This is a genomic window from Nostoc sp. C057 (assembly GCF_013393925.1).
In the GTDB taxonomy this organism is placed as follows: Bacteria; Cyanobacteriota; Cyanobacteriia; order Cyanobacteriales; family Nostocaceae; genus Nostoc; species Nostoc muscorum_A.
In genome coordinates this window covers 525,552-546,895 of record NZ_CP040281.1, presented here as the reverse complement: position 1 = coordinate 546,895, position 21,344 = coordinate 525,552, and the positions used below count along the sequence as shown (strand labels likewise).

Annotated in this window: 17 protein-coding genes, 1 pseudogene and 2 riboswitches; of the genes and pseudogenes, 5 read left to right on the top strand and 13 right to left on the bottom strand. The window is 40.5% G+C overall.

From position 1 onward, the window contains the following. Position 1 precedes the first annotated feature (1 nt). The 3 genes from FD724_RS02250 to FD724_RS02240 all read right to left on the bottom strand — a co-directional run bounded on the left by FD724_RS02250 (position 2) and on the right by FD724_RS02240 (position 5,235). Positions 2–943 carry a PHB depolymerase family esterase gene (locus FD724_RS02250; protein WP_179071441.1) on the bottom strand — a complete coding sequence of 314 codons (942 nt, stop codon included), beginning with the start codon at positions 941–943 and terminating at the stop codon, positions 2–4. A gap of 119 nt (positions 944–1,062) precedes the next feature. After that, positions 1,063–1,305 carry a hypothetical protein gene (locus tag FD724_RS02245; RefSeq protein WP_179071440.1) on the bottom strand — a complete coding sequence of 81 codons (243 nt, stop codon included), beginning with the start codon at positions 1,303–1,305 and terminating at the stop codon, positions 1,063–1,065. A gap of 810 nt (positions 1,306–2,115) precedes the next feature. Then, positions 2,116–5,235, bottom strand: a complete 3,120-nt coding sequence (locus tag FD724_RS02240; protein WP_179071439.1) for an MFS transporter — start codon at positions 5,233–5,235, stop codon at positions 2,116–2,118. Positions 5,236–5,863: 628 nt separating this feature from the next. Between FD724_RS02240 and FD724_RS02235 the strand changes: the two genes are divergently transcribed. Continuing rightward, positions 5,864–6,076: a high light inducible protein gene (locus FD724_RS02235; RefSeq protein WP_179071438.1), complete on the top strand. Its 213-nt coding sequence runs from the start codon at positions 5,864–5,866 to the stop codon at positions 6,074–6,076. Positions 6,077–6,118: 42 nt separating this feature from the next. Further along, a complete protein-coding gene (locus FD724_RS02230) occupies positions 6,119–6,322 on the top strand; it encodes a high light inducible protein (RefSeq protein ID WP_114084105.1) in 204 nt (67 codons plus the stop codon). 188 nt (positions 6,323–6,510) lie between these two features. On the opposite strand, the gene FD724_RS02225 is transcribed toward FD724_RS02230, so the two are convergent. From FD724_RS02225 to FD724_RS02210, 4 genes are all read right to left on the bottom strand, one after another. Then, positions 6,511–7,848 carry an SLC13 family permease gene (locus tag FD724_RS02225; protein WP_179071437.1) on the bottom strand — a complete coding sequence of 446 codons (1,338 nt, stop codon included), beginning with the start codon at positions 7,846–7,848 and terminating at the stop codon, positions 6,511–6,513. 268 nt (positions 7,849–8,116) lie between these two features. Beyond that, positions 8,117–8,734, bottom strand: a complete 618-nt coding sequence (locus FD724_RS02220; RefSeq protein WP_179075382.1) for a universal stress protein — start codon at positions 8,732–8,734, stop codon at positions 8,117–8,119. Positions 8,735–8,983: 249 nt separating this feature from the next. Further along, a riboswitch (cyclic di-AMP (ydaO/yuaA leader) is annotated at positions 8,984–9,116 on the bottom strand. A gap of 17 nt (positions 9,117–9,133) precedes the next feature. Beyond that, the gene (locus FD724_RS02215) at positions 9,134–9,970 is read right to left on the bottom strand and encodes an ABC transporter ATP-binding protein (RefSeq protein WP_179075381.1); all 837 of its coding nucleotides are present in this window, start codon (positions 9,968–9,970) and stop codon (positions 9,134–9,136) included. A gap of 107 nt (positions 9,971–10,077) precedes the next feature. After that, complete coding sequence (locus FD724_RS02210) at positions 10,078–11,208, bottom strand: ABC transporter substrate-binding protein (protein WP_256874429.1); 1,131 nt, start codon at positions 11,206–11,208, stop codon at positions 10,078–10,080. A 58-nt stretch (positions 11,209–11,266) separates the two neighbouring features. On the opposite strand from FD724_RS02210, the gene FD724_RS02205 reads away from it, so the two are divergent. Continuing rightward, a complete protein-coding gene (locus FD724_RS02205; RefSeq protein ID WP_179071436.1) occupies positions 11,267–12,091 on the top strand; it encodes an IS5 family transposase in 825 nt (274 codons plus the stop codon). A gap of 220 nt (positions 12,092–12,311) precedes the next feature. Here the strand turns inward: FD724_RS02205 and FD724_RS02200 are convergent. Beyond that, positions 12,312–12,656 (bottom strand): annotated as a pseudogene (locus tag FD724_RS02200) (substrate-binding domain-containing protein); the annotation flags it as partial. A gap of 86 nt (positions 12,657–12,742) precedes the next feature. Beyond that, a complete protein-coding gene (gene ntrB, locus FD724_RS02195) occupies positions 12,743–13,594 on the bottom strand; it encodes a nitrate ABC transporter permease (protein ID WP_179071435.1) in 852 nt (283 codons plus the stop codon). Between the two features lie 97 nt (positions 13,595–13,691). Beyond that, positions 13,692–13,904, bottom strand: a riboswitch (cyclic di-AMP (ydaO/yuaA leader). A gap of 415 nt (positions 13,905–14,319) precedes the next feature. Between ntrB and FD724_RS02190 the strand changes: the two genes are divergently transcribed. Continuing rightward, positions 14,320–15,510 carry a sensor histidine kinase gene (locus tag FD724_RS02190; protein WP_179071434.1) on the top strand — a complete coding sequence of 397 codons (1,191 nt, stop codon included), beginning with the start codon at positions 14,320–14,322 and terminating at the stop codon, positions 15,508–15,510. Between the two features lie 58 nt (positions 15,511–15,568). On the opposite strand, the gene rnc is transcribed toward FD724_RS02190, so the two are convergent. The 3 genes from rnc to FD724_RS02175 form a co-directional block, all read right to left on the bottom strand. Further along, positions 15,569–16,255 carry a ribonuclease III gene (gene rnc, locus FD724_RS02185; protein ID WP_163929667.1) on the bottom strand — a complete coding sequence of 229 codons (687 nt, stop codon included), beginning with the start codon at positions 16,253–16,255 and terminating at the stop codon, positions 15,569–15,571. A 139-nt stretch (positions 16,256–16,394) separates the two neighbouring features. After that, on the bottom strand, positions 16,395–17,084 hold the full coding sequence (locus tag FD724_RS02180) for an NYN domain-containing protein (RefSeq protein ID WP_256874428.1): 690 nt from the start codon (positions 17,082–17,084) through the stop codon (positions 16,395–16,397). 617 nt (positions 17,085–17,701) lie between these two features. Beyond that, the gene (locus FD724_RS02175) at positions 17,702–18,289 is read right to left on the bottom strand and encodes a Uma2 family endonuclease (protein WP_179071432.1); all 588 of its coding nucleotides are present in this window, start codon (positions 18,287–18,289) and stop codon (positions 17,702–17,704) included. Between the two features lie 93 nt (positions 18,290–18,382). Here FD724_RS02175 and bchD point away from each other — a divergent pair, with 93 nt between their 5' ends. Then, positions 18,383–20,419 carry a magnesium chelatase ATPase subunit D gene (bchD, locus tag FD724_RS02170; protein ID WP_179071431.1) on the top strand — a complete coding sequence of 679 codons (2,037 nt, stop codon included), beginning with the start codon at positions 18,383–18,385 and terminating at the stop codon, positions 20,417–20,419. Between the two features lie 44 nt (positions 20,420–20,463). Here the strand turns inward: bchD and FD724_RS02165 are convergent, their stop codons facing one another. Further along, positions 20,464–21,249, bottom strand: coding sequence for an RNA polymerase sigma factor SigF (locus FD724_RS02165; RefSeq protein ID WP_012408070.1), 786 nt, complete (start codon positions 21,247–21,249; stop codon positions 20,464–20,466). Positions 21,250–21,344: the final 95 nt, after the last annotated feature.

Sequence of the window (21,344 nt, the reverse complement as noted above, 5' to 3'; positions counted from 1 at the left end):
TTTACGAACTGTGACTTTGAAAAAAGTTCCAAATTGTTTCACTGGCGTTCAGCCCCAGATTTGCATTGAATTTGTTTAGATTTTTGTCAGTTGAGGAACCACCAGGCCAGAAATGTCCACCGTTTATTACCGCTAGCTGCCAGACTTCTGAGTTGCCACTACAACCTGTGTAGATAGCGGTTTTCACTTTATCTTCAGCAAAGTCAGGAGATTTATTTGATGAAGTACATTGATCGTGCGATCGCCAAAAATCTACCATATCTGAAATAGAAAGCAACGCTCCTCGTTGAGTATGATCGTCACCTTCATAAAGTACATCGCGATCGTTTGTACCGTTGATCGTTAACATTGATATGGAAGTTCGAGGCTGGCAATTAGATTTGAGTCTAACTGGGAGCGAACCAGCTACTGATGCAAAACCAGAAATTTTATCAGGTAACTTACAAGCCAGTGCTTGAGTAAGTATTGCACCTCTAGAAAAACCAGTGGCATAAATTTTATGGCTATCAATATTGATTTGCTGCTGAAGATGATTAATCAAAGCATTGACAAACGAAACATCATCCACCCTTCCTTGAGTGTTACCTCTAAGGCTCCATTTTTGGTCAATTCCATCTGGATAAACAACAATAAATCCTTTTTTATCTGCTAATTCATTGAAGCGAGTCACATTACTGATAGACTTACCATTACCATCATCTCCATGAAACACTAAAACTAACGTCATTGGGCGGTCTGGATTATAAGATTTGGGAGTGTACAAATAGTAAGTACGTAACTTTCCTTGATCATATAGTTTTCCATAATTATCACCACTCAAGATTTTTGCTTTAGTTATATTTTTTTCTTCAGCCTGAATGGAATCGCAGGCTGTCAATAAAGTAATTCCAAGTATAACTATGAGAAGTTTTTTTAAAATCCGAGAATTTTGATAAATATTCATGTTAATTAAATTGATTTATGTTCGATACTTTTATTTATTTTGTAAGTCTTATTTAGCACAAAAATTTTACCTAATAGAGGCTAACAACCCTACTTGAGTTGTTAGCCTCCATTTAGATATTAAACTCTTACATTTACATAACGAGCAGGAACTCTAACCTTAACCCACCTATTACCGCGTCGTACTGTTTCCCAATGTGCCGGAATCAGCTTTCGTTGAAATCGGGCAACAACAGGTTTATGCACAATAGCAACTGTATGAACATTGGGTTTGACAAGGATTTCTGCTGCTGATGCCTGCGATGGCAAGGAGGAAATTGCCAATGGGAGAGCAAGTAATGTACCTAATAAAATACGTTTCATCTTCAAATTTCCATCGATTTACTTGAGATTTTTACAGCATTTATCAATAATTTATGAATAAATATTCTTACTTGTTAGGTTTCCAGTAAGTTTGTTTGTTACACGAATTAATTGATTTGCTGTATTACTGTTAGTTTAAAATACTAAATAATAATACACAGTGGAATAAAGTCATAATTTAAGCATGACTTTATTCACATTTTGGGTTTTAGATAAAACAATTTTGCCATTGCTATCACTGAAGGTTTTGTCAACTATAGCTGTTCTTAGTTGAGTAGGTACTGAGAGGATGTTTTAAAAGTAATTGGCTGTGCTTTTAAGTACTTCTAGATCCCCCCTAACCCCCCTTAAAAAAGGGGGGAACCGGAATTAAAGTCCCCCTTTTTAAGGGGGATTTAGGGGGATCTGAACTTTTGATACCGATAAGGGGACTTTTAAAACATCCTCTGAACCCTACCCTCAACCCTTTAAGAATAAGCGAGGAGCTTGCTCTGAAGTATATTATTTGATCGTGTCTTTTCCATTATTTTAAATTGCTACTTATGTAAAATTTATTAACTTGCAGAAATAATGGGGCGATCTACTGAGAAAAAGCTAGAATATTGCCAGTTATTTAATAATATTAAAGCATTAAATAAAATCTATCTTTACCTATCTAATTGCTGAAATTAAAGCGGTAAGAGATATTCATATATGACTATATTTAAAAGCATAGTTATACCAATTCAAAATTAGAAAAGCTGACATCCCAAATATAAAAAAGCCTCCCATACTGGGAGGCTTAAATGTGAGCGGAGACAACTTGTTAAACTACGGCCTTGCAGCCAGCGCTCCTCCTAATGCAGAGAAAACGGCGGAGACGGATGCTGTGGCAAACAGCCACCACGCTGCTGTAGCTGCGGCTTTACGGGTTTCTTCAGCTTGTCGCTGTGCTTGATGCTTCACTTGTTCTAGGCGGCGTTGGGCTTCTTGCTGTATGCGTTCTGCACGTTGCAATACTGTGTTGCGGGCCCGTTCAATTTGGTCGATGATCCGGTTGGCATCTTCCTCAGAGATGTCCTCACGAGAACTCATAATTGCTACTAAAGTCTCACGATCAAAAGAAGATAAGCGATCGCGCAGGGCATCAAATCCCGCTTGCGGATCGTCAAAAAATGTGCGGACATCGTGTTTGATACTGTCGTAATTTAGTTCCGGGCGATCCAGGGAGTTAAGATAGTTGCGGATGCGGGCAAAAACCCCATCAATTGCATCTTGAATGCCTCGTTGGATATTCCGCACTTGTTCTACAAATTGATCCCTGACGGAGACAATGTTATCGGCAATCCGCGCTGCTTCTTCATCAGACATATCTTCCCGAATCTTCAGCAGGGCGATGATTGTAGAACGGTCAAAATGGGAAAGGCGATCGCTAAAACTTTCTACCCCCACTCGCGGATCGTGCAAGAGTAGTTGCAGATCGCGTTTAATACCTTCAGGATTGAGTTCTTCTTTACCAGTTTGGCGCAGATACTCTTCTAGATAAGCTTTGAATGTTTCTGCTCTTTGCTGTGTACGAGTAGCTAAACGACGAGGCGCACGTATAAAGTTACGAATCGAAGTTTGGGTGGAATCAATGATTTCATTGACTTGTTGTTCGCTCAAATCTTGACGTTGACTGAGCAACTTCACCAGCGTATCTCGGTCTAACTGCGACAATCGATGGCGCAGTGCGCTGGCTCCCTCTTTGGGATTTTCAAACAATTTACTCAAATCTCGCTGAATACCTTCAGGATTCAGTTCTTGTTTACCAGTATTCCGTAGATAATCTGCGATCGTGGTGGTAACAGAGTCGTATTGCTCTTTGGCTTTATCTACTACAGCTTGGGGTGTGTGGCGAATGTTATGCCACGACTCTTCAGCCGCATTGATAATTTGATTAACTTGATCTTCACTCAAATCTTGGCGCTGACTCAACAATTGTACTAAGGTATCGCGGTCAAAGCGAGACAACCGCGCCCGAATTGAGCTAATTCCAGCTTGGGGATCTTCTAATAGCTTTTTGAACTCCGCACGGATGGCATCAGGATTCAGTTCTGATTTCCCGGTGTTACGCAGATATGATTCTACATTCAGCCACAGAGTTTCTGCTTGATATTGTGCTTGTTCAGCTAATCCTTTGGATTCTATCAAGACGCGATCGCGTTGTTTTTCCAATTCATCCAGAATGCTGTCTACTTCATATAGCTGGACATCATTCCGTTCCAGCAATATCTCCCGAATTTCCTGACGTTCAATGTGCGCCAGTCGTAATGTCAGGGTTTCATAATCTGCATCTGGGTCTTGCAACAGTGGTTTAAAATTCCGCTCAATGCCTTCAGGTGTCAAATCTGTTTTCGGAGTAACGAGCAGATAACTTTCTACTGCGCGTTGCAAGTCTTGGACTATTTCTCTTTCTTCGATACCTGTAACTGTCACCAGCACATCTTTGCGGACAACTTCTAGCCGATCTGCAATGCGCTGAATTTGGCTTTGGGTAAGTAGTCCTCGTTGTTGGAGAATTTTGACGAAATCGTTACGTGATAATCTTTCTAGTTCTCTGCGGACTATTCCAGGGTCAGCTGCTGGGTCGTAAATGACATCACGAAATTCTTGGGCGATTTTTTCTGGGCTTAGTTGCCAAGCATAAGTATTGTACAGATAATTTTCGACATCAGATCGAATTGGGCTATAGGGTTGTGATGGTGTTGGCAAACCTAACTTATCTGCCTGTTGGGTGACTTTATCTTTGGCTGTGGTAAGGCTACCCAAGATTTTTTCCACATCCAAATCAGATAAATCTGTGCGTCCCAACACAATGCCGGTTAAGGCGGATAGTCCTTGCTGGATTGTACTTTGAATTGGCCCAGTAGTAGATGCCTTTTGATCAGCCTCCTTGGAACCACGTGTTTCTGAAATTAATCGCTCCAGCTTGGCGTTAAGTTCATCTGTCTTACTTTGCCCTGCTGGAAGTGATTTCAGATAATCCATTAACTCACCCATCCGGTCTTCGGTGGGTGAATGCTGACTTACTACCTGTTGCCAAACCTTATATAAAGTATCAGCAATGCGGGTAACGTCTTTTTTGGAAAGGTCGGTACGGCTGCTGACTAACTCGATAAACTTTTGGCGGTCAATGTTGCGAATATCTGGAGTCCCTGCGATCGCTTTTAATTGGGGATCGTTGAGTAAATTTTCAAAATCACTCCGAATTTTCGACACATCCAACTCTGGTGGACGCAGCTTATCTAAATAATCTTCTATGTTCTCCCGAATACTTCCAGGGTCGATGCCGCTTCCTAATTCTCGGCGAATGGCGGCGGCGGCGGCTTCAGCTGTTGCGACAACTTGATTATTGACAGCTTTCGCGCCTAGTGCGGCTGTAGCTGTACCCATAATCGCTTGAAAACCGGAAGTTGCCGTATTTACGACTGAGCCAATTAAGGAACCCACAGTAGTGGAACTTACCCAAACGAGGAGTAAAAAGTAAGCACCCCAAATTACTAAACCGAGAATTGCTCCCAATCCTGGATCTAAGATTACAAGGCTCAATTTAACTGCCAGGAAACAGGCAATTAATAGAGCGATCGTTACAGTGAATAACGTCCAAATCCCTACTGCTGTACCGATTTTGCGAATGCTGCCGCCCAAACTTCCGACTTCCCCAGAATCTGAATCCGAGTCAGATGAGTGCCCCAGATAGGAAATACCGGCTGCAAGGGAAAGATTAGTTAGAACTAATTGGAAAGCAAAGGCTAGGATCACGCCGGAGATTAAGGCCACAAAAAAGCGCGGCCCGGAAGTCAGAACCGATGCCTGTGCTGGCGTGACGTTTGAGGGATCTACTGGAATCTGTGCTAACCACAATAGTGGTTTGTAGAGTCCCAGCATGATTTCCGTACTTTGGAACATTGTATTTCCTTCTACTAAGTTTAAATTTGGGGAATTAAGATTTTCTTGAGAAGCAACTCTTAGTATTTTTGTCTGTATCTATGGCAATACCTAACTGTTTAGTTCAGAATCGTAGAATTTAGCTGTTGAAAGCATCTCTCCAAGGGCTGAAAACTATATACAGCAAAAGATATAAATTTTATTATCTAACGATAAAAGTAGTTAAAAATTTGGTTAATTATTGGCTGCCACGCTCTTAATTTTAACTGCTTAATCAAAATAATTGATTTTGCCCAAGCTATAGTTTGATTACTATAACTTTACATTTATTTATAATTATCTTTTTATCACCCTCTCAGGGTGGATTTGTCTGCACTAATATGTTGTTGATTATCGTCCCCAAGAAGTGCCTGTAGTTTGTGCCTACAGGCAGAAAGCAATCTAGTTATAAATAGCTACATTAAAGTTAACAAATGAATTGTTGATGACAACAAGATGGCAACTCATTATTCCAGAGATTTGCCAATACTTGCATAAAGAATAATTTGCTTTAGAATTTAGTCGGTTATAGTGTCCAGCGCGATGTTTTACATCTGATTGACTGCTAGAAATTAAACATCTCAAAAGCTAAGAAATTTTGGAGAAACAAATGGCAACTCAAGAAGCTCGGTCTTCTACTGACCTACCACCTGTTGCACCAGAATACAACGGTATAGACCGTAACGCTTTTCTGTTTGGCTGGACTCCTCAAGCCGAAATTTGGAATGGTCGTTTGGCAGCAATTGGTTTTCTCGCCTATTTGCTTTGGGATTTAGCTGGCTATAGCGTTTTACGCGACGTACTGCACTTAGTTGGCTACTAAAGATTGAACCTTTGAAAACTTACTGGATATTGGAGAAAAAAAATGGAACCTCGATCTTCTACTGATTTAGCACCTGTTGCTAAAGCCTACAATGGTGTAGACCGCAATGCTTTTTTGTTTGGTTGGACTCCTCAAGCCGAAATTTGGAATGGTCGTTTGGCAGCAATTGGTTTTCTTGCCTATTTGCTTTGGGATTTAGCTGGCTATAGTGTCTTACGCGATGTATTGCACATAATTAGCTATTAGTAACCACAGCTATATAAGCTGTTACGCCTTTAATTTGCACTAATATTTTTTCAATATGATTGTGGGGTGGGCATCTTGCCCGCCCTGATAATGCAAGTTGTATACGTAACAGCTTAAGACTTCCGCAAATAGTAATCTAAACCCTAGTTTTCAGGTAGGGGCAATTCATGAATTGCCCCTACCTTTATCTAAAGCAGAAAGCGAAACAACACATACAAAGCCGAAGCTACCAGTTGCAACAGCATCACTGGAATGCCGTAGTGAAGGAAAGTTTTAAACGAGATGCGTCGTCCATGCTGCTCAGAAATACCGGCAGCGACGATATTAGATGATGCCCCTACTAATGTGCCATTACCTCCCAAAGTTGCACCAAACATCATGGCATAAAAAAGCGGTAATACTTCTGGGGGAAACTGCCCTTGAAAATCTTGTGCTAGAACTTCTGTGGGTGCTAATCCCACAGTAACAATGTATTGTTTAAGTAAGGGAACCATCCCCACCACTAAAGGAATATTGGGGATTACGCTGGATAATATACCTACAAAAAACAATAAAACCAGGGAACCCAGGATAATATTTTTTCCTAATATTGCTGCCAATATTCCTGATAAACCATTAATTACACCTGTTTTTTCTAACCCTCCAATTAGCACAAAAATACTCATAAAAAATATTAATGTACTCCAGTCTACATCCCGCAAAATATTGTTAACTGAATCGATTCTGCTATGGTGCGATAACAGCAAAGCTAAAGCTGCTCCTAACAAAGCTGCGGCAGCAGGCGAAACCGGAACTGGTAGAGTTTCTCCAACGACAAAAAATAGCAGGACGAAAAATACTATAACTGCGCCAAAGCTTAAAGCTCGTGGATGATTGATTTGTGGATGTGGTAGTTCTTCTAAATTATCTAACTGGGTATTCCAAATTTTACGAAATAAAAATGGTAGTGTTGCAATTACTATAGCAACGGCAATTACTCCTCCTAAACTCAATTTAAACAAATAATCTGTAAAGCTGATATTCACAGCATCACCAACAATAAAGGTAGCTGGATCTCCAACTAAAGTAAGAAGTCCAGCACTATTAGCAACAAATACCATTAAAATTAACAAGGGAACAAAATTTATCCCGACTTCCTTCGCCATTGGTGGAATTAAAGGCGCTAACAACATTACTGTTGTGGCATTTGGTAAAACTGCACAGATAGGTGTCACAATAGCCACAATTCCGAGTAATAAACGCTTGCCTTGTCCCTTAGCCAGGAGTACTATTTGAGTTGCTAAATAATCAAATATCTTGGTAGGTTCAAAAGCCCGTACTAGCACCATAACTCCAAAGAATAAACCGAGTGTTCCATGACTGTTGCCGATGTAACCAACAGCTTCTTCTAAAGTCATGACGTTGGTAAAAACTAATAATAATGCTCCCAATAATGCTGCGATGGTGAGATGTACCCATTCCGTCATCACTAAAATAATGACGCTTATAAATGTAATTACACTAAGGATTGCTTGCCAGTTGTCCACATCTTACTCCTGAAGTTTTATTGGTTGCATAGTAGCGAAAAAAGCCACCTAGTTTTAGGTGACTTATCTTATGATTACAATTGGATAAAAATTACCGAACAGAATTCAGGAGTCAGGAGTCAGAATTCAGAATGGATTCTGTACGACTAGCGGATAGCGCAGCGTTAGCGACGCAGGAGCGTCTTGATTCTGACTCCTGTTAGCGGTAGCGGGGCGTTTAGCCCATTCTGACTTCTGAATTCTTCTTCAATGAAATTTTAAACAGCGATTATTCATCAATACAACTGGGAATACCCAAAACGGCGCAGGGAAAATTATAACCTAATGCTTCAATCATCGGATGATTAACAGATTGGCAACCGAGAAATAGAATATCGGCGGCTTCTGATTCAACAACTTTGTGAAGTTCTGTGGAAATGCTGCCAAAGCGCAAATGAGATTTGAAGGAACCTTGCCATTCTTCAGCCAGACTTCGGGCTTGCCAGAGAATTATATCTGCTTGTTGTAGGGGAGTTACCACTGTCTGCAATTTGGGTTGAGTTAATACCTGTGTCACAGACTTTGATACTTCACTTATTTGACATTCTAATGAAGGCTGTTGTGGAAAGCTCAAGATATTTGGATATTGACTGCTTTGATTATCTTCTACCACATAAACAGCTTGAACAGTGACTTCTGCATTAGTAGCTAAACGCGTTTGATGGGCAATCCAGAAAGCAATATCTAGCGCCGTATGACTGTTAGGAGATGCGTCATAAGCAACAATTAAATTAACTGCTTTTGCTTTTTGAGGTTCTTTAGAGAAAGGTTTTCTTGGTTCTGGCACTAGTACCATTTGTTCAATTAAGTCATTGCGACCTGTGGCACTTTGCAGACGTGCTAACATTGGCTTGATTTGCACAGCTTTACTTCTCCCAATGAAATGAATTAGTAATGAGAAAGAAGCAGGGGGACAAATTTTAGATTTTTGGACTTTCCTGCGGAACGCTACGCGTAGCTTGCTTCCCCGGAGGGGTACGGCTACGCTCAGTCGAACAATTTTGGATTTTAGATTGAGTAACGATAACCAAAATTGCAAATCTTAAATCAGTCCAGGAAACCCCAATAATAACTGTATTACAGCCAAAGTCTTGGGGGTTCCTTCCATTGCCTACGGAGTTAGCTGACGGGCTAAGACTGGAAGGTGTCTCTCATAAGATTAGCCCCAAACATTGGTTCCTCCGTTCCAAATCCAGCTTTCATGAATTTGAATTAGGCTACCCACTAAAAAAAATGATAATCTAATTTACTCGTCTTGTGCAAAATATCGATCGAGAAAATTTAGGGCGTGGTTGCGGAGTTCAAAATATTCTTTTGAGTTTCGCATGGCTGCGCGATCGCGTGGATGCTCAAAAGGAACTTCTAAAATCTCTCCTATACTAGCAGATGGGCCATTAGTCATCAAGATGATGCGATCAGACATATAAATTGCTTCGTCTACATCGTGGGTAATCATCATCACTGATTGACGATTATTTTCCCAAATATCCAATACTTGCCGTTGCAATTTACCACGAGTTAGCGCATCTAGTGCCCCAAAAGGTTCATCCATCAGTAACATTTTGGGACGAATTGCTAAGGCTCTGGCAATACCTACTCGTTGTTTCATACCTCCAGAGATTTCATCAGGATATTTGTCAGCTGCCGCCGTCAAGTTTACCATTGCCAAGTGTTCATTTACAATGCTAATTTTTTCAGCCCGATTAGCATTTTTTAGCACTTCATCCACAGCTAACCGGATATTTTCTCGCACGGTTAACCAAGGTAACAATGAATAGTTCTGAAATACCATCATCCTTTCGGCTCCTGGCTGACGGATTTCTTTGCCATCAAGCCGAACTGATCCGGAAGTGGCTTTTTCTAAACCAGCTACTATCTTTAATAGGGTTGATTTCCCGCAACCAGAGTGACCAATTACAGAAATATATTCATCTTCACCAATCGTTAGATTAACTCCATCTAAAACGACAAAGTTATCTTTATCAGGTGTCGGATAAGACTTGACTAAATTTTCAATTTCTAAAAATCCAGTGCGGGGAAGAACTCCGGTCTGGGTATTAATAGGTAATGAGGTATATTCCATCATCAAAGGCTCCCGAAATAATTTAGTCAATCAATTTTGGATTAACCGCGACTTGTACCGAAAATCTAAAATCTAAAATTGCCAGGGTCAATATTTAAACTTGGGATTTAAGACAGGAAAAAGTTAGTGGGAGCGTTAGCCCTGATAGCAAAACTATTCAGATAACCCACCGGATCGCTGGGATCGAAGCCTTTCTTATCTATAAATACTTCTGGTGGTTCGACCTTGTAATCATCCTTGGGACATTTTATGCCCATTTCAGATGCTATCTCGCGATATAAATCTGTTCTCCAGCCTTGTTGGGCTAGTTTGTCGGCATTTTTGGGAAATTCCTTAATTTGTCCCCATCGCGCTGCTTGTGTCATTAACCAGAGACTTCGCGATTGCCATAAGAATGTTGAGTGTTCTTCTGGTTGTTTGGGAAGGTTGTCAGGAATATCGAAGAAAATGGTAGTATCGGCAGCTTGAATGGTGCGGTCTTTGCCATCAAAGCCGCCATAGTTGTAGTTACCGAGAATTCCGGGACTGGTAAACTTCGCAATTGGGGCATCTTTCTTTTTGGGTCTAGCACCTGTAAAGGAACGTTCTGTTAGCAGTTCAGCTACTTCTTGGCGATTTTCTGCTTTGCTGCAATATTGGCAAGCTTCAATCATCGCCTTAACTAGAGAACGATAGGTTTTGGGATATTTATCGATGAAAGATTCCATTACTCCCAATAAACGATCTGGGTGTCCCAACCAGACTTCTTTGCCTTGTGCAAAGGTAAAACCGATGTTTTCGTTACCTGTAATAGCTCGTGTATTCCAGGGTTCTGCAACCATGTAAGCTTGCATTGCACCAATCCGCACGTTTGTCACCATTTGGGGCGGCGGTACGATGATGACGCGAAACTCTTTAAGCGGATCGACTCCTGCGGCGGCGGATAAGTAACGGATAAAGTATTCGTAAATGGACGAACTTAATACTACCGCCCAAACTTTGCCTTCTGGCGGTTGTTTGTCAAAGTAGCCTCGGAAATCACGCCCAAAGGCTTCTAAAGCACCATCGCCATATTTTTCTTGATATTCATACCACGGACGCAGCCCAAAATCCCACATGGCTTTGTTCATGGTCATGGCGTTACCGTGGCGGTGAATGGTCATTGCTGCACACAAGGAGGCGTGACGTGCGCCTTCTGCACCAATTCTGGCGTTGGTAACAGCACCAGATACTACGGGTGAAGCATAGAACTCTTGCAAAAGTGTTTTGTGGTATAATTAGGGGTTTGGCAATTTGTGATTAGGACTTTGAGGAGCAGTGAAAATAGAGAAAGCCAAGCAGCTTACTGCAAAAAAATTTAAGCGAATGACTGGAGTGAGCCGTAAAACCTTTGAATTAATGGTTGATGTAGTTAAAGCTGATGCTCAAAAGAAGAAGAAGCCTGGTCGCCGTCCTAAATTAATTATTGAAGACCAAGTTTTAATGGTCATCCAATATTGGAGAGAGTACCGCACTTACTATCATATTGGATTAGATTTTGAGCTTTCAGAATCTGCGGTTTGCCGAATAGTTTTTAAAATCGAAAATATTTTAATTAAGTCCAGAAAGTTTAGTCTACCAGGGAAAAAACAATTATGGAAAATATCATCTGAGGAAGGTTTAGTCGTAATGGATGTTACCGAGAGTCCAATTGAAAAACCTCAGAAAGGTCAAAAAGGATTTTTTAGCGGAAAACAGGGAGAACATACTTTAAAAACGCAGGTAGTAATCTACCAAAAAAGCAGCCAAATCATCTGTTTGGGGCATGATAAGGGAAAAATCCATGATTTTCGCTTATTTAAAAATAGTGGAATAAAATTTGGAGAATTAGTTAAGGTAATAGCGGATAAAGGCTATCAAGGAATTGCTAAAATTCATCAATTAAGTGAAACACCAATTAAAAAACCGAAAAGAAAAAAGTTGACGAAAGAACAGAAAAAATACAATCGGGAACTCAATCGATTAAGAATTGTTGTTGAACACGTAAATCGTCGTTTAAAGATATTTAAAATTTTGTCTGATAGATATCGAAATCGTCATCGACGTTTTGGGTTAAGATCGAATTTAATTGCGGGAATTTATAATCACGAATTAGCCATATAAATCGGATATAAATTGGATAAAAAAATCGAATTAATCCAATAACTTCAGTATTAATCAATAACTGAAGTGATGTTTACTGCCATCTTCTTGACTAGCGGTAAGCAAAGCCATGCCGTAGGCTTATCGCCAGATAATACTTGTTAGAAGAAAATCATAATCTCTTACTATTTTAATGTCCCTAAATTGAAAATAAAAATAACCCTTAATTATACCACAAAATATTTATGCAAGAGTTCTCATCTAGGCGACCAAAAATTAAACCGTCGCGGGAGGTGGCCCAGCTAGCCTCGCGGTTGAGTGTGACGTTCAAACCATATTTGTGGAAGAAGCCTTTTTTCCAGGCGATCGCAAATGGCGCACAATCATTAACAGGAACGTAACCAATGGTGAGATCGGATTTTTCTAGGTCTTGCGATCTAACTACTGGTTTTACAGCTAAAGCTTCTTCTGTTAGCCCTTTGGCGGATCTATCTCCTGAAATTCCACAGGAGGACAGCGCTATCCCGGTTGTGGTTGCTCCTATTCCTTTAATAAAATCTCGTCGAGTCCAGTTTATATCACCCATTTTTATAGCTCCATTGGTGATGAATTGCTCACGCAGAAGCGCAGAGTCTGGTTACATCTTGCTATTTTGATTACAATCAAATCTGGTTAGTTGGAAGTTTTCGGACGATGGGTTACTAATTCTTCGAGTTTGCCCACGGCGTAATCCAAAATTAATCCAGTTAAGCCAATTATGAACACAGCTAAAAACACTGAACTTAGGTTTAAACGACTCCATTCATCCCAGACGAAAAAGCCGATACCAATACCACCTGTAAGCATTTCCACGGCGACTATTACTAGCCAAGCTATGCCTAAACTAATTCGTAAACCTGTAAAAATATACGGTAAACTTGCAGGCCAAATTATTTTGGTAATCCGCCTCCAACGAGGCATTTCTAGCACTTGTGCCACATCTAAATAATCTTTGGGAACGCTAGAAACTCCTAAAGCGGTATTAATAATTGTCGGCCATAAGGAGGTAATGAAAATGACAAAAATGGCTGAAGGATCTGCTAAATTGAAAATTGCCAAGGCGATAGGAAGCCAAGCTAAGGGTGATACAGGTTTAAAAATTTGAATGATGGGATTGAGGGCTAGCATTGCCGGTCTGGACATCCCAATTAAAAACCCCACAGGAATCGCTACTACCGCACCTAACAAAAAACCCAGTAATACCCGGCGCAGACTTGCGATCAACAACCAACCAATTCCCAAGTTACCTGGGCCTCTTTGGTAGAAGGGATTTAAGATGTAGTCTAGATTAGCAATGAGCGCTTCTGGTGGGGTGGGCATTAATTCATCGTTGGCAAGTGCAATAATCCACCACAGCACAATTATTCCCAAGAATCCCAATACTGGTAAAATAAATACATCTCTGAGGATGACAGGTTTTGTCTTTTTCCACGCAGCTTGTGTTGCGATCGCTGCGATCGCAGCCAAATTTAGTTGAAATATCATTTACGACCTCAACAGATTTAAGTGCAGGTACAAGAAATCCGAGCAGTACCAGCCTTGGACACCGATGAGATCGGAACATTATAAAAATGCCGTCTCTTCAGTCTCCTCTCAATGCCTACGAAGTTAGCTGACGGGCTAGGGCTGAGAGATGCCCTTCTTTTTAGAGTGCTGAGTACCGAGTGTTAAGTGCTGAGTTAACTCTTCACTTATCACTTTTAACTCTTCACTTTCTATGAGATACGCCCCACAATTTGGTTCCTCCGCTCCAGCGTTATGCACTGTGACACGCTGAATTAGGCTGACTTACTCTAATGGATACTAAATTATGCACAATATAACATTGATGCTCGGTAAAAGCCATCTGTTCGATAATAAATATTGTTTATTTTAATACTGCAATTCGGCGCATCTCCTTGATTTTTGGGAATAAATAAAATTTATATTTTTAGTCTGTTGGAAGTTAATTCCTTGCATACAAAGCTAAATAATATAGTTGAGTCAAGCATTAATATTGTCACCCACTTGATTAATATTTCTTAATATTAAATATATTATACTTGAGAATTTTTATATACGGAGAGTTGATCGGCAAACAAACGAATATACAGAATGTATTTCTTTTGGTAGGTGAATTAAATTCTTAAACTTGGTAAAAGACCACTGCAATCGCTAAACTAATTGGATATGGCAGTTTGCTCATCTATCTCCTAGCTGAATTTAACATAATGGATTTTAGTCAAGTACTGGCTGAAAAAACGGACACCATCCTCGATAAATGGGTTACAGCAGTTCGCAAGGATAGACGGATTGAAAGTGCTGATGACCTATCTTATACAGCAGTAAAAGATCATGTCCCTGATGTTTTACAAGCAATGGTAACAGTGCTTTCAAAATCTCAGGAGAATGATATTGAGTCAATAGTTACTGCTAGTTTTCAGCATGGAGCTATTCGAGCCGAACAAGGCTTTGACCCAGCAGAAATTGCCAGAGAATATCATCTGCTGCGAACAGTAATATTTGATGCTCTACAAGCAGATTTATTAGAGGGAACACCTGTAGATATAATTCGTTCTATGCGTTTGATTGACGCTATCATAGACGAAGCGATCGCTCGATGTTTTAAGAGTTATGTTGAGGAGCGGTTGCGAGAATTACAGCAGTTGCAGTTATCACTAACGCTCCACAATGAAGAACTTACGCGCTTAATGAGCGCCAATCAAGAGTATCTTTCGCAACTAGCCCACGAATTGAAACATCCTCTAACTTCCATTATTGGTTACTCGGATCTGTTTTTACGCCAACAGCGACGCAAGACACAGATAAAAGACACTTCAGCTAATTTAGAACATATTGAGCGGGTATTACGTAACGGTAGACAATTACTCCACCTGATTAACGATGTATTAGAACTTTCACGCTATGAAGCAGGACAGATAAAACTTCAACTAGCACCCACAGATGTGAGTGAATTAATCAATAATATCTGTGAAATGTTGGAACCTTTAGCTGTTGGGAAAAATTTAAAAGTCGTAGTAGATTGCGATCGCGCTCCCAAAGAATTAATCACAGATCCTTTTCAATGCCAACAAATTATTACAAATCTTATTAGTAATGCAATTCGCTATACAGAGTCGGGGACTATTATTATAATGTGTCAGGTGTTGGAGAATCAGAGATGGGCGATCGCAGTTTCTGACACTGGAATTGGCATTGCACCAGAAAACCAAGCCCAGATATTTGAACCCTACTTTCGGGTCAGTTTTAGCGATCGTCCCTATCTACCCGATAGTACAGGATTGGGGCTAGCGATCGTTTCGCGGTTAGTAAAACTACTACAAGGTACAATTAACTTAGTTTCTGAGGTGGGAGTTGGTTCTACTTTCACTGTAATTTTGCCCTTACAAATAGAGAATTGATTTCGCGCCAAGACGTAAAATTTTTGTTTACACCTCTGCGTGAAATCAAAAAACATTTTTACAACAACCCTTGTTTTTTCAACTTCGTTAGCGCATCCTCAGCAGCAGCTTTCTCTGCTTCTTTCTTATTGCGTCCCTTACCTTCGCCATAAATTTTTTCATCTACCAATACTTTGGCTATGAATTCTGGTGCATGAGAAGGGCCACCTATTTGTTCTGTGAAATATTTAGGAGGAGTGGGGGTAACGTTGCGTTGCACCCATTCTTGAAAGCGATTTTTTGAGTCTACATTAGAACGAGACACAACTATATGTTTAGGGTCTACAGAATCAAATAGTGGTTCTATAATTGCGCGAACTGCTTCAATATTGGAATCATTATCCAAATAGTAAGCACCAAGAACTGCTTCAAAAGTGCTACTAAGTAAATTAGGATTTTGGTAGCCTCCGTCTCGAATTGCGCCTTTTCCTAACCGCATCCTAAAGTCTAAACCTACCTCCTCGGCGAACTTTGCCAATTGTTTCTCATCTACCAACGCCGAACGCCGCCGTGTTAATTCATCTTCTCCCATTTCTGGGTGACAACTATATAGATACTCACCACTTAAGAAATTCAGCAAAGCATCACCGAGAAATTCTAGCCGTTCATTATGTTCGCCTTCTCCAGGGTTTTCATGAACGTAAGAACGGTGGGTAAGTGCTTGTCGCAGAAGTTTTTCATTATGGAATATTAGAAGTTTGTGCATTTTATCTTGTGTCTTGTTGCAGAAATTGACTGTTGGGAAAATTGACAATTGCTCTTTTCTTCAGAAATGAAAATACCGCAAATCGCGGTATTTTGCTAAAAACCAGTTGATATAGAAAACTGGGTTTTTCAAAGTTATATTAGGCAGCCAGTGTATCTAAATCAGTTAAAAATAACTCCTGATTTTGCTTTCTGACTTTGCCATCATTGACAGCAACATCAATAAACTGGCTAAAACTTTTAAATTTCTTGCCATCATCTGTAGAAATAGATAAATATCCTTGATACTTAGCACAACGTTGACACATCAATCTATCAATGCGACCAAATACTGTAGGCTTACCTTGGCTTAAAGCAGTTTTGATAGCTTCAATTAAATACTCTATAGCCTCTTTGTAATTAATCTGAGACACAATATCTGTGTTTTGATGTTGAGTCTTATTGCTATTGGCAACTAGCTGAGGTAATTCATCTACAAAGTGGAAGTTATCATTACCAACCAGTTTAATCAACTTTGGACTCTCACTACCTCGTTGAGCAAAGACAATGACTTTTTTACCCATAGCTTTGAGAATGGAAATTAATACAGCAAAATCCTTGTCTCCTGAGAATAGGATAATATTCTTTAGAGAAGAATTAAAAGCAACTGCCTCATAACAGTCATCTTTAAGTCGTTTGTCTGCACTATTTTTTGAGGTGTCAGGAACATTAACACATCTAAAACCAAGCTCTTTTAGTTTATTTGAGGAAGCAACTTGGTCTTGACGCTGTGAATTGTAATAAATATTTTTGCAAGATACAGTCCCGTTAGATTCTGCAAATTGCAGCACTAAACTAGCGAATTTTATGATTGAGGGAACGTTCTGAATATCGCAAAAAATGCCAGTATAATCTTTTTTCTGGCTTACTTGTTTTTTGGAGGGTAGATGATAGCTTGTCATTTGAGTATGTCCAGAGTTGGTTTAAGGAAACTGGACAGCTTCAATAAATTACACATCTAGTGGCAGCCTAGCTTTATGAAAGAGATTTATAATAAAAAATTATTTCCCTTTTCCTTGCTAGGCTCTCTATTTACAAATTTAATTGATTTCTAGTCTAAGAAGGTAAAATCCCTGGCTTACTGCTAGGTATCAGGTTATTCATTCCGCCGAACATTCACGCAAATATATTGTTTTCCTTGCTGATAGTCTAATCAATCAATTGACCTGACATCAGGCTGAATGTTCAGCCGAAGGAATAACGCGATACTTAGCGGTAAGCTAGGGATTCTACGTTCTTAGACAACAATCAATAATTTGCACTTGTCGAATTTTGTTTTAGAGTGCATTTGTTTTGCTGCCGTTGTTATATATCTAACATGAGCTTAATCTGTGTGTCAAGAAGTTTAAAATCACTATAAGCCATAAAACTTACTCCTTAGCCTTATGACTGAATCATATAACAAAGATTAAAAATTCAGCTTTGGCGGAAACACTCTACTCAAATCGAGAGATAAATCAGGAAAACAAGGAAAATTTATCACCTGAGTGGACAGGAAGATTCGCTTATTTGAATAACCATGTTTACCTTGATTATCCTGATATGGTTCACTGTAAGCTTCCAAATAATTATCGAATAAATTGAATATCCAATAATCAGTAATACCCGCTTTAGCATAGAGAGGTATTTTCACATCTTGATCATAAGCTAAAGAAGAATCGGAAACTTCCATCACCAATAACACATCAGCCGCTTTAGGGTGAGCCGAGAGATAATTATCATCTCGGTTTTGAACAATCGCAAAATCTGGTTCAGGTTCGCTGTTAGGTGGTAAAGTAATTGGTGCATGAGATTGTAAAGTAGCCTTGTCTCCTATTATTTTGGGGAGTTCCTTCCACAGTTTTCTTAAACAAGTTTCATGGGCTTTACCTTTAGATGCCATTTCAATAATTTCCCCGTTGATTAATTCAATGTGGTCATCTTCATGGAAAAAGCCCAATTCTCCAAGTCTGTGGTATTCATCCAGCGTGAAGCGTTTAGCCTGAGCAATACTCATAAACTTACCTTTCTATCATTGCGATCGCACTTATATTCTAAATGTGCCAGAAATTGGTATGCTAAAGGCCGAGACTCGCTATGAAAGCAAACAATGCCTGCGCCTACTATCAACCCCACCATCACTGCCTTTCCCTTAACTGCCGTAGTCGGTCAAGAAGCAATAAAATTAGCCTTGCTGTTAGCAGCCGTTGATCCTGGTTTGGGAGGAGTAGCGATCGCAGGTCGTCGTGGTACGGCAAAATCTGTAATGGCTCGTGCTATCCACGCTCTCCTACCGCCGATTGAAGTTGTCAAAGGTTCAATCAGTAATTGTGACCCCAATCACCCAGAGGAATGGGACGATCAACTTTTGGCGGAGTACGCAGACAAAGACATTCAAGATGTTCCCGTCGAAATTATCCCCGCGCCTTTTTTACAAATTCCTCTAGGTATCACAGAGGACCGACTCCTCGGTTCAGTAGATGTGGAAAAGTCGGTAAAACAAGGTGATACCATTTTTCAGCCTGGATTACTTGCTACAGCAAACCGGGGTGTACTGTACGTAGACGAAATTAATTTATTAGATGACCAAATATCAAATCAGCTTCTAACAGTATTATCTGATGGACGCAACCAGATAGAACGGGAAGGGATTAGTTTTCAGCATCCGTGCAAATCCCTATTTATTGCCACCTACAACCCAGAAGAAGGTGGATTACGGGAGCATTTATTAGATAGAATTGCGATCGCACTCTCTGCTGACGGTGTACTCGGCTTAGATCAAAGAGTAGAAGCAGTAGAGCAAGCGATCGCTTATTCTAAATCTCCCCAAGACTTTCTCAAACAGTACAACGAAGATTTAGACTCCCTCAAAACCCAAATCATCTTGGCGCGGGAATGGTTGAAAGAAGTAATCATCACCCACGAACAAATTGCCTACTTAGTGGATGAGGCAATTCGCGGCGGAGTTCAGGGACATCGCGCCGAGTTATTCGCCACACGAGTTGCCAAAGCTGCTGCGGCTTTGGAGGGACGAACAACAGTTAATGCCGAAGATTTGCGCCGTGCTGTAGAACTGGTGATTGTACCACGCGCCACAGTTGTGCAGACACCACCAACCGATCAAGCACCACCTCCGCCTCCACCGCCGCCGCAACAAAATCAAGAAGAACCCCAGGACGAATCTGAAGACGAAGAACAAGACGAACAGGAAGAAAAAGAAGAAAATCAAGAGCAAGAACCCCCTAGCATCCCGGAAGAATTTATCTTTGATCCAGAAGGGGTAATCCTTGATGACAACGTGCTTTACTTTACTCAAATGGCGAAGCGGCAAGGTAAATCTGGTAGTCGCAGTGTCATCTTTTCCGATGACAGGGGACGCTACATTAAGCCGATGTTGCCCAAGGGAAAAGCGCGACGTATTGCAGTAGATGCTACCCTCAGAGCAGCTGCTCCTTATCAAAAAGCACGCAGAGAAAGACAACCAGATAGAAAAGTTATTGTCGAACAGGCTGATATTCGCTCGAAACGCCTGGTACGCAAAGCCGGGGCGTTGGTAGTATTTGTGGTAGATGCTTCTGGCTCAATGGCTCTGAATCGAATGCAATCGGCTAAAGGTGCAGTGATGCAATTGTTAACAGAAGCTTATCAAAACCGTGATCAAATAGCATTAATTCCTTTCCGGGGAGAACAGGCAGAGGTATTATTGCCTCCAACACGTTCTATTGCTTTGGCGCGTAACCGTTTGGAAAGGTTGCCCTGTGGTGGGGGTTCGCCCTTAGCGCATGGTTTAACTCAAGCTGTGCGCGTTGGCCTAAATGCCCAGATGAGTGGAGATATTGGGCAAGTTGTCCTTGTAGCAATCACCGATGGGCGGGGTAATATTCCCTTAGCGCGTTCTTTAGGTGAACAGCTTGAACCAGGAGAAAAGCCAGATATCAAAGGAGAATTATTAGAAATTGCTGCTAGAATTCGTGCTTTGGGGATGCAACTATTAGTAATTGATACGGAAAGTAAATTTGTGTCTACTGGCTTTGCTAAAGAATTATCGCAAACAGCAGGCGGTAAATATTATCATTTGCCAAAAGCGACAGATCAAGCTATTGCTGCTATGACCAAAGGTGCGATCGCTGATTTAAAATCTAGATAATTTGTCATTAGTCAGTTGCTTTTCTACTAACCACTGACTAATGACTACGAACCAGTGGGCATTACCTGTGGTTGCAAATAACAAATCAAATCTTGGATTCCCTTTTGCAGATAGCGCGTTACCGTCATTGGACTAGTGCCAATATTTTTAGCGGCATCCTTGCGAGAAAGTTCTTTCAAAAATACCATTTCGACTGCCATGCGGGGCTTTTCTTCCAACATATTGATTGCACCTTGCAGTTGTTGGCGTTCTTCTTCTTGTTGTAAAAGAACATGAGAACGAGGACAAGGAAGTGCTTCACCCAAGGTTATTTGGCAATCAACATAGTTAACTGCGGTTGCATCTAAACTTAAAGGCATCCGATTTTGAGCGGCTAACTTGGTTTCTTGCCATTCTTGTACAGATACCCGAAGTTCGCTGGCAATTTCAGCATCTTTAGGCTGGCGACCTAAAGACATTGCTAAGTCCTTGCGAATCTTTTGCCCTTCATTGTATAATTCTTGCCAACGACGAGGAATTTTTAATAAAGTACTGCGATCGCGCAAAAAGTGCAGCATCTCTCCACGAATATATGGCACTGCAAAGGAACTAAAAGCATATCCTTGGCTAGGATCGAAACGCTCAATAGCCCTAATCAAACCAAAATACCCAATTTGTTCTAAATCTTCATAAGGTTCATTACATTGATGGCTGAATTTATGAGCCATCTTCCGTACTAAGCCAGTATGTAACTGTACAAGTTTATTACGAAGTTTAATAGAAGGATTCTGGTGGTACAAGTGTAATAATTCTATACCATCAGTTCGTAAAGAGGACTCACTTGTTGCCATATACATTCCTTTGTTGAAACTCCTATTCCTCAGAAAATGGAGTTGCGTATATTTTCTTCTAAGCTGTTATTATTTTGCTTAGTCAGGGAAGAATA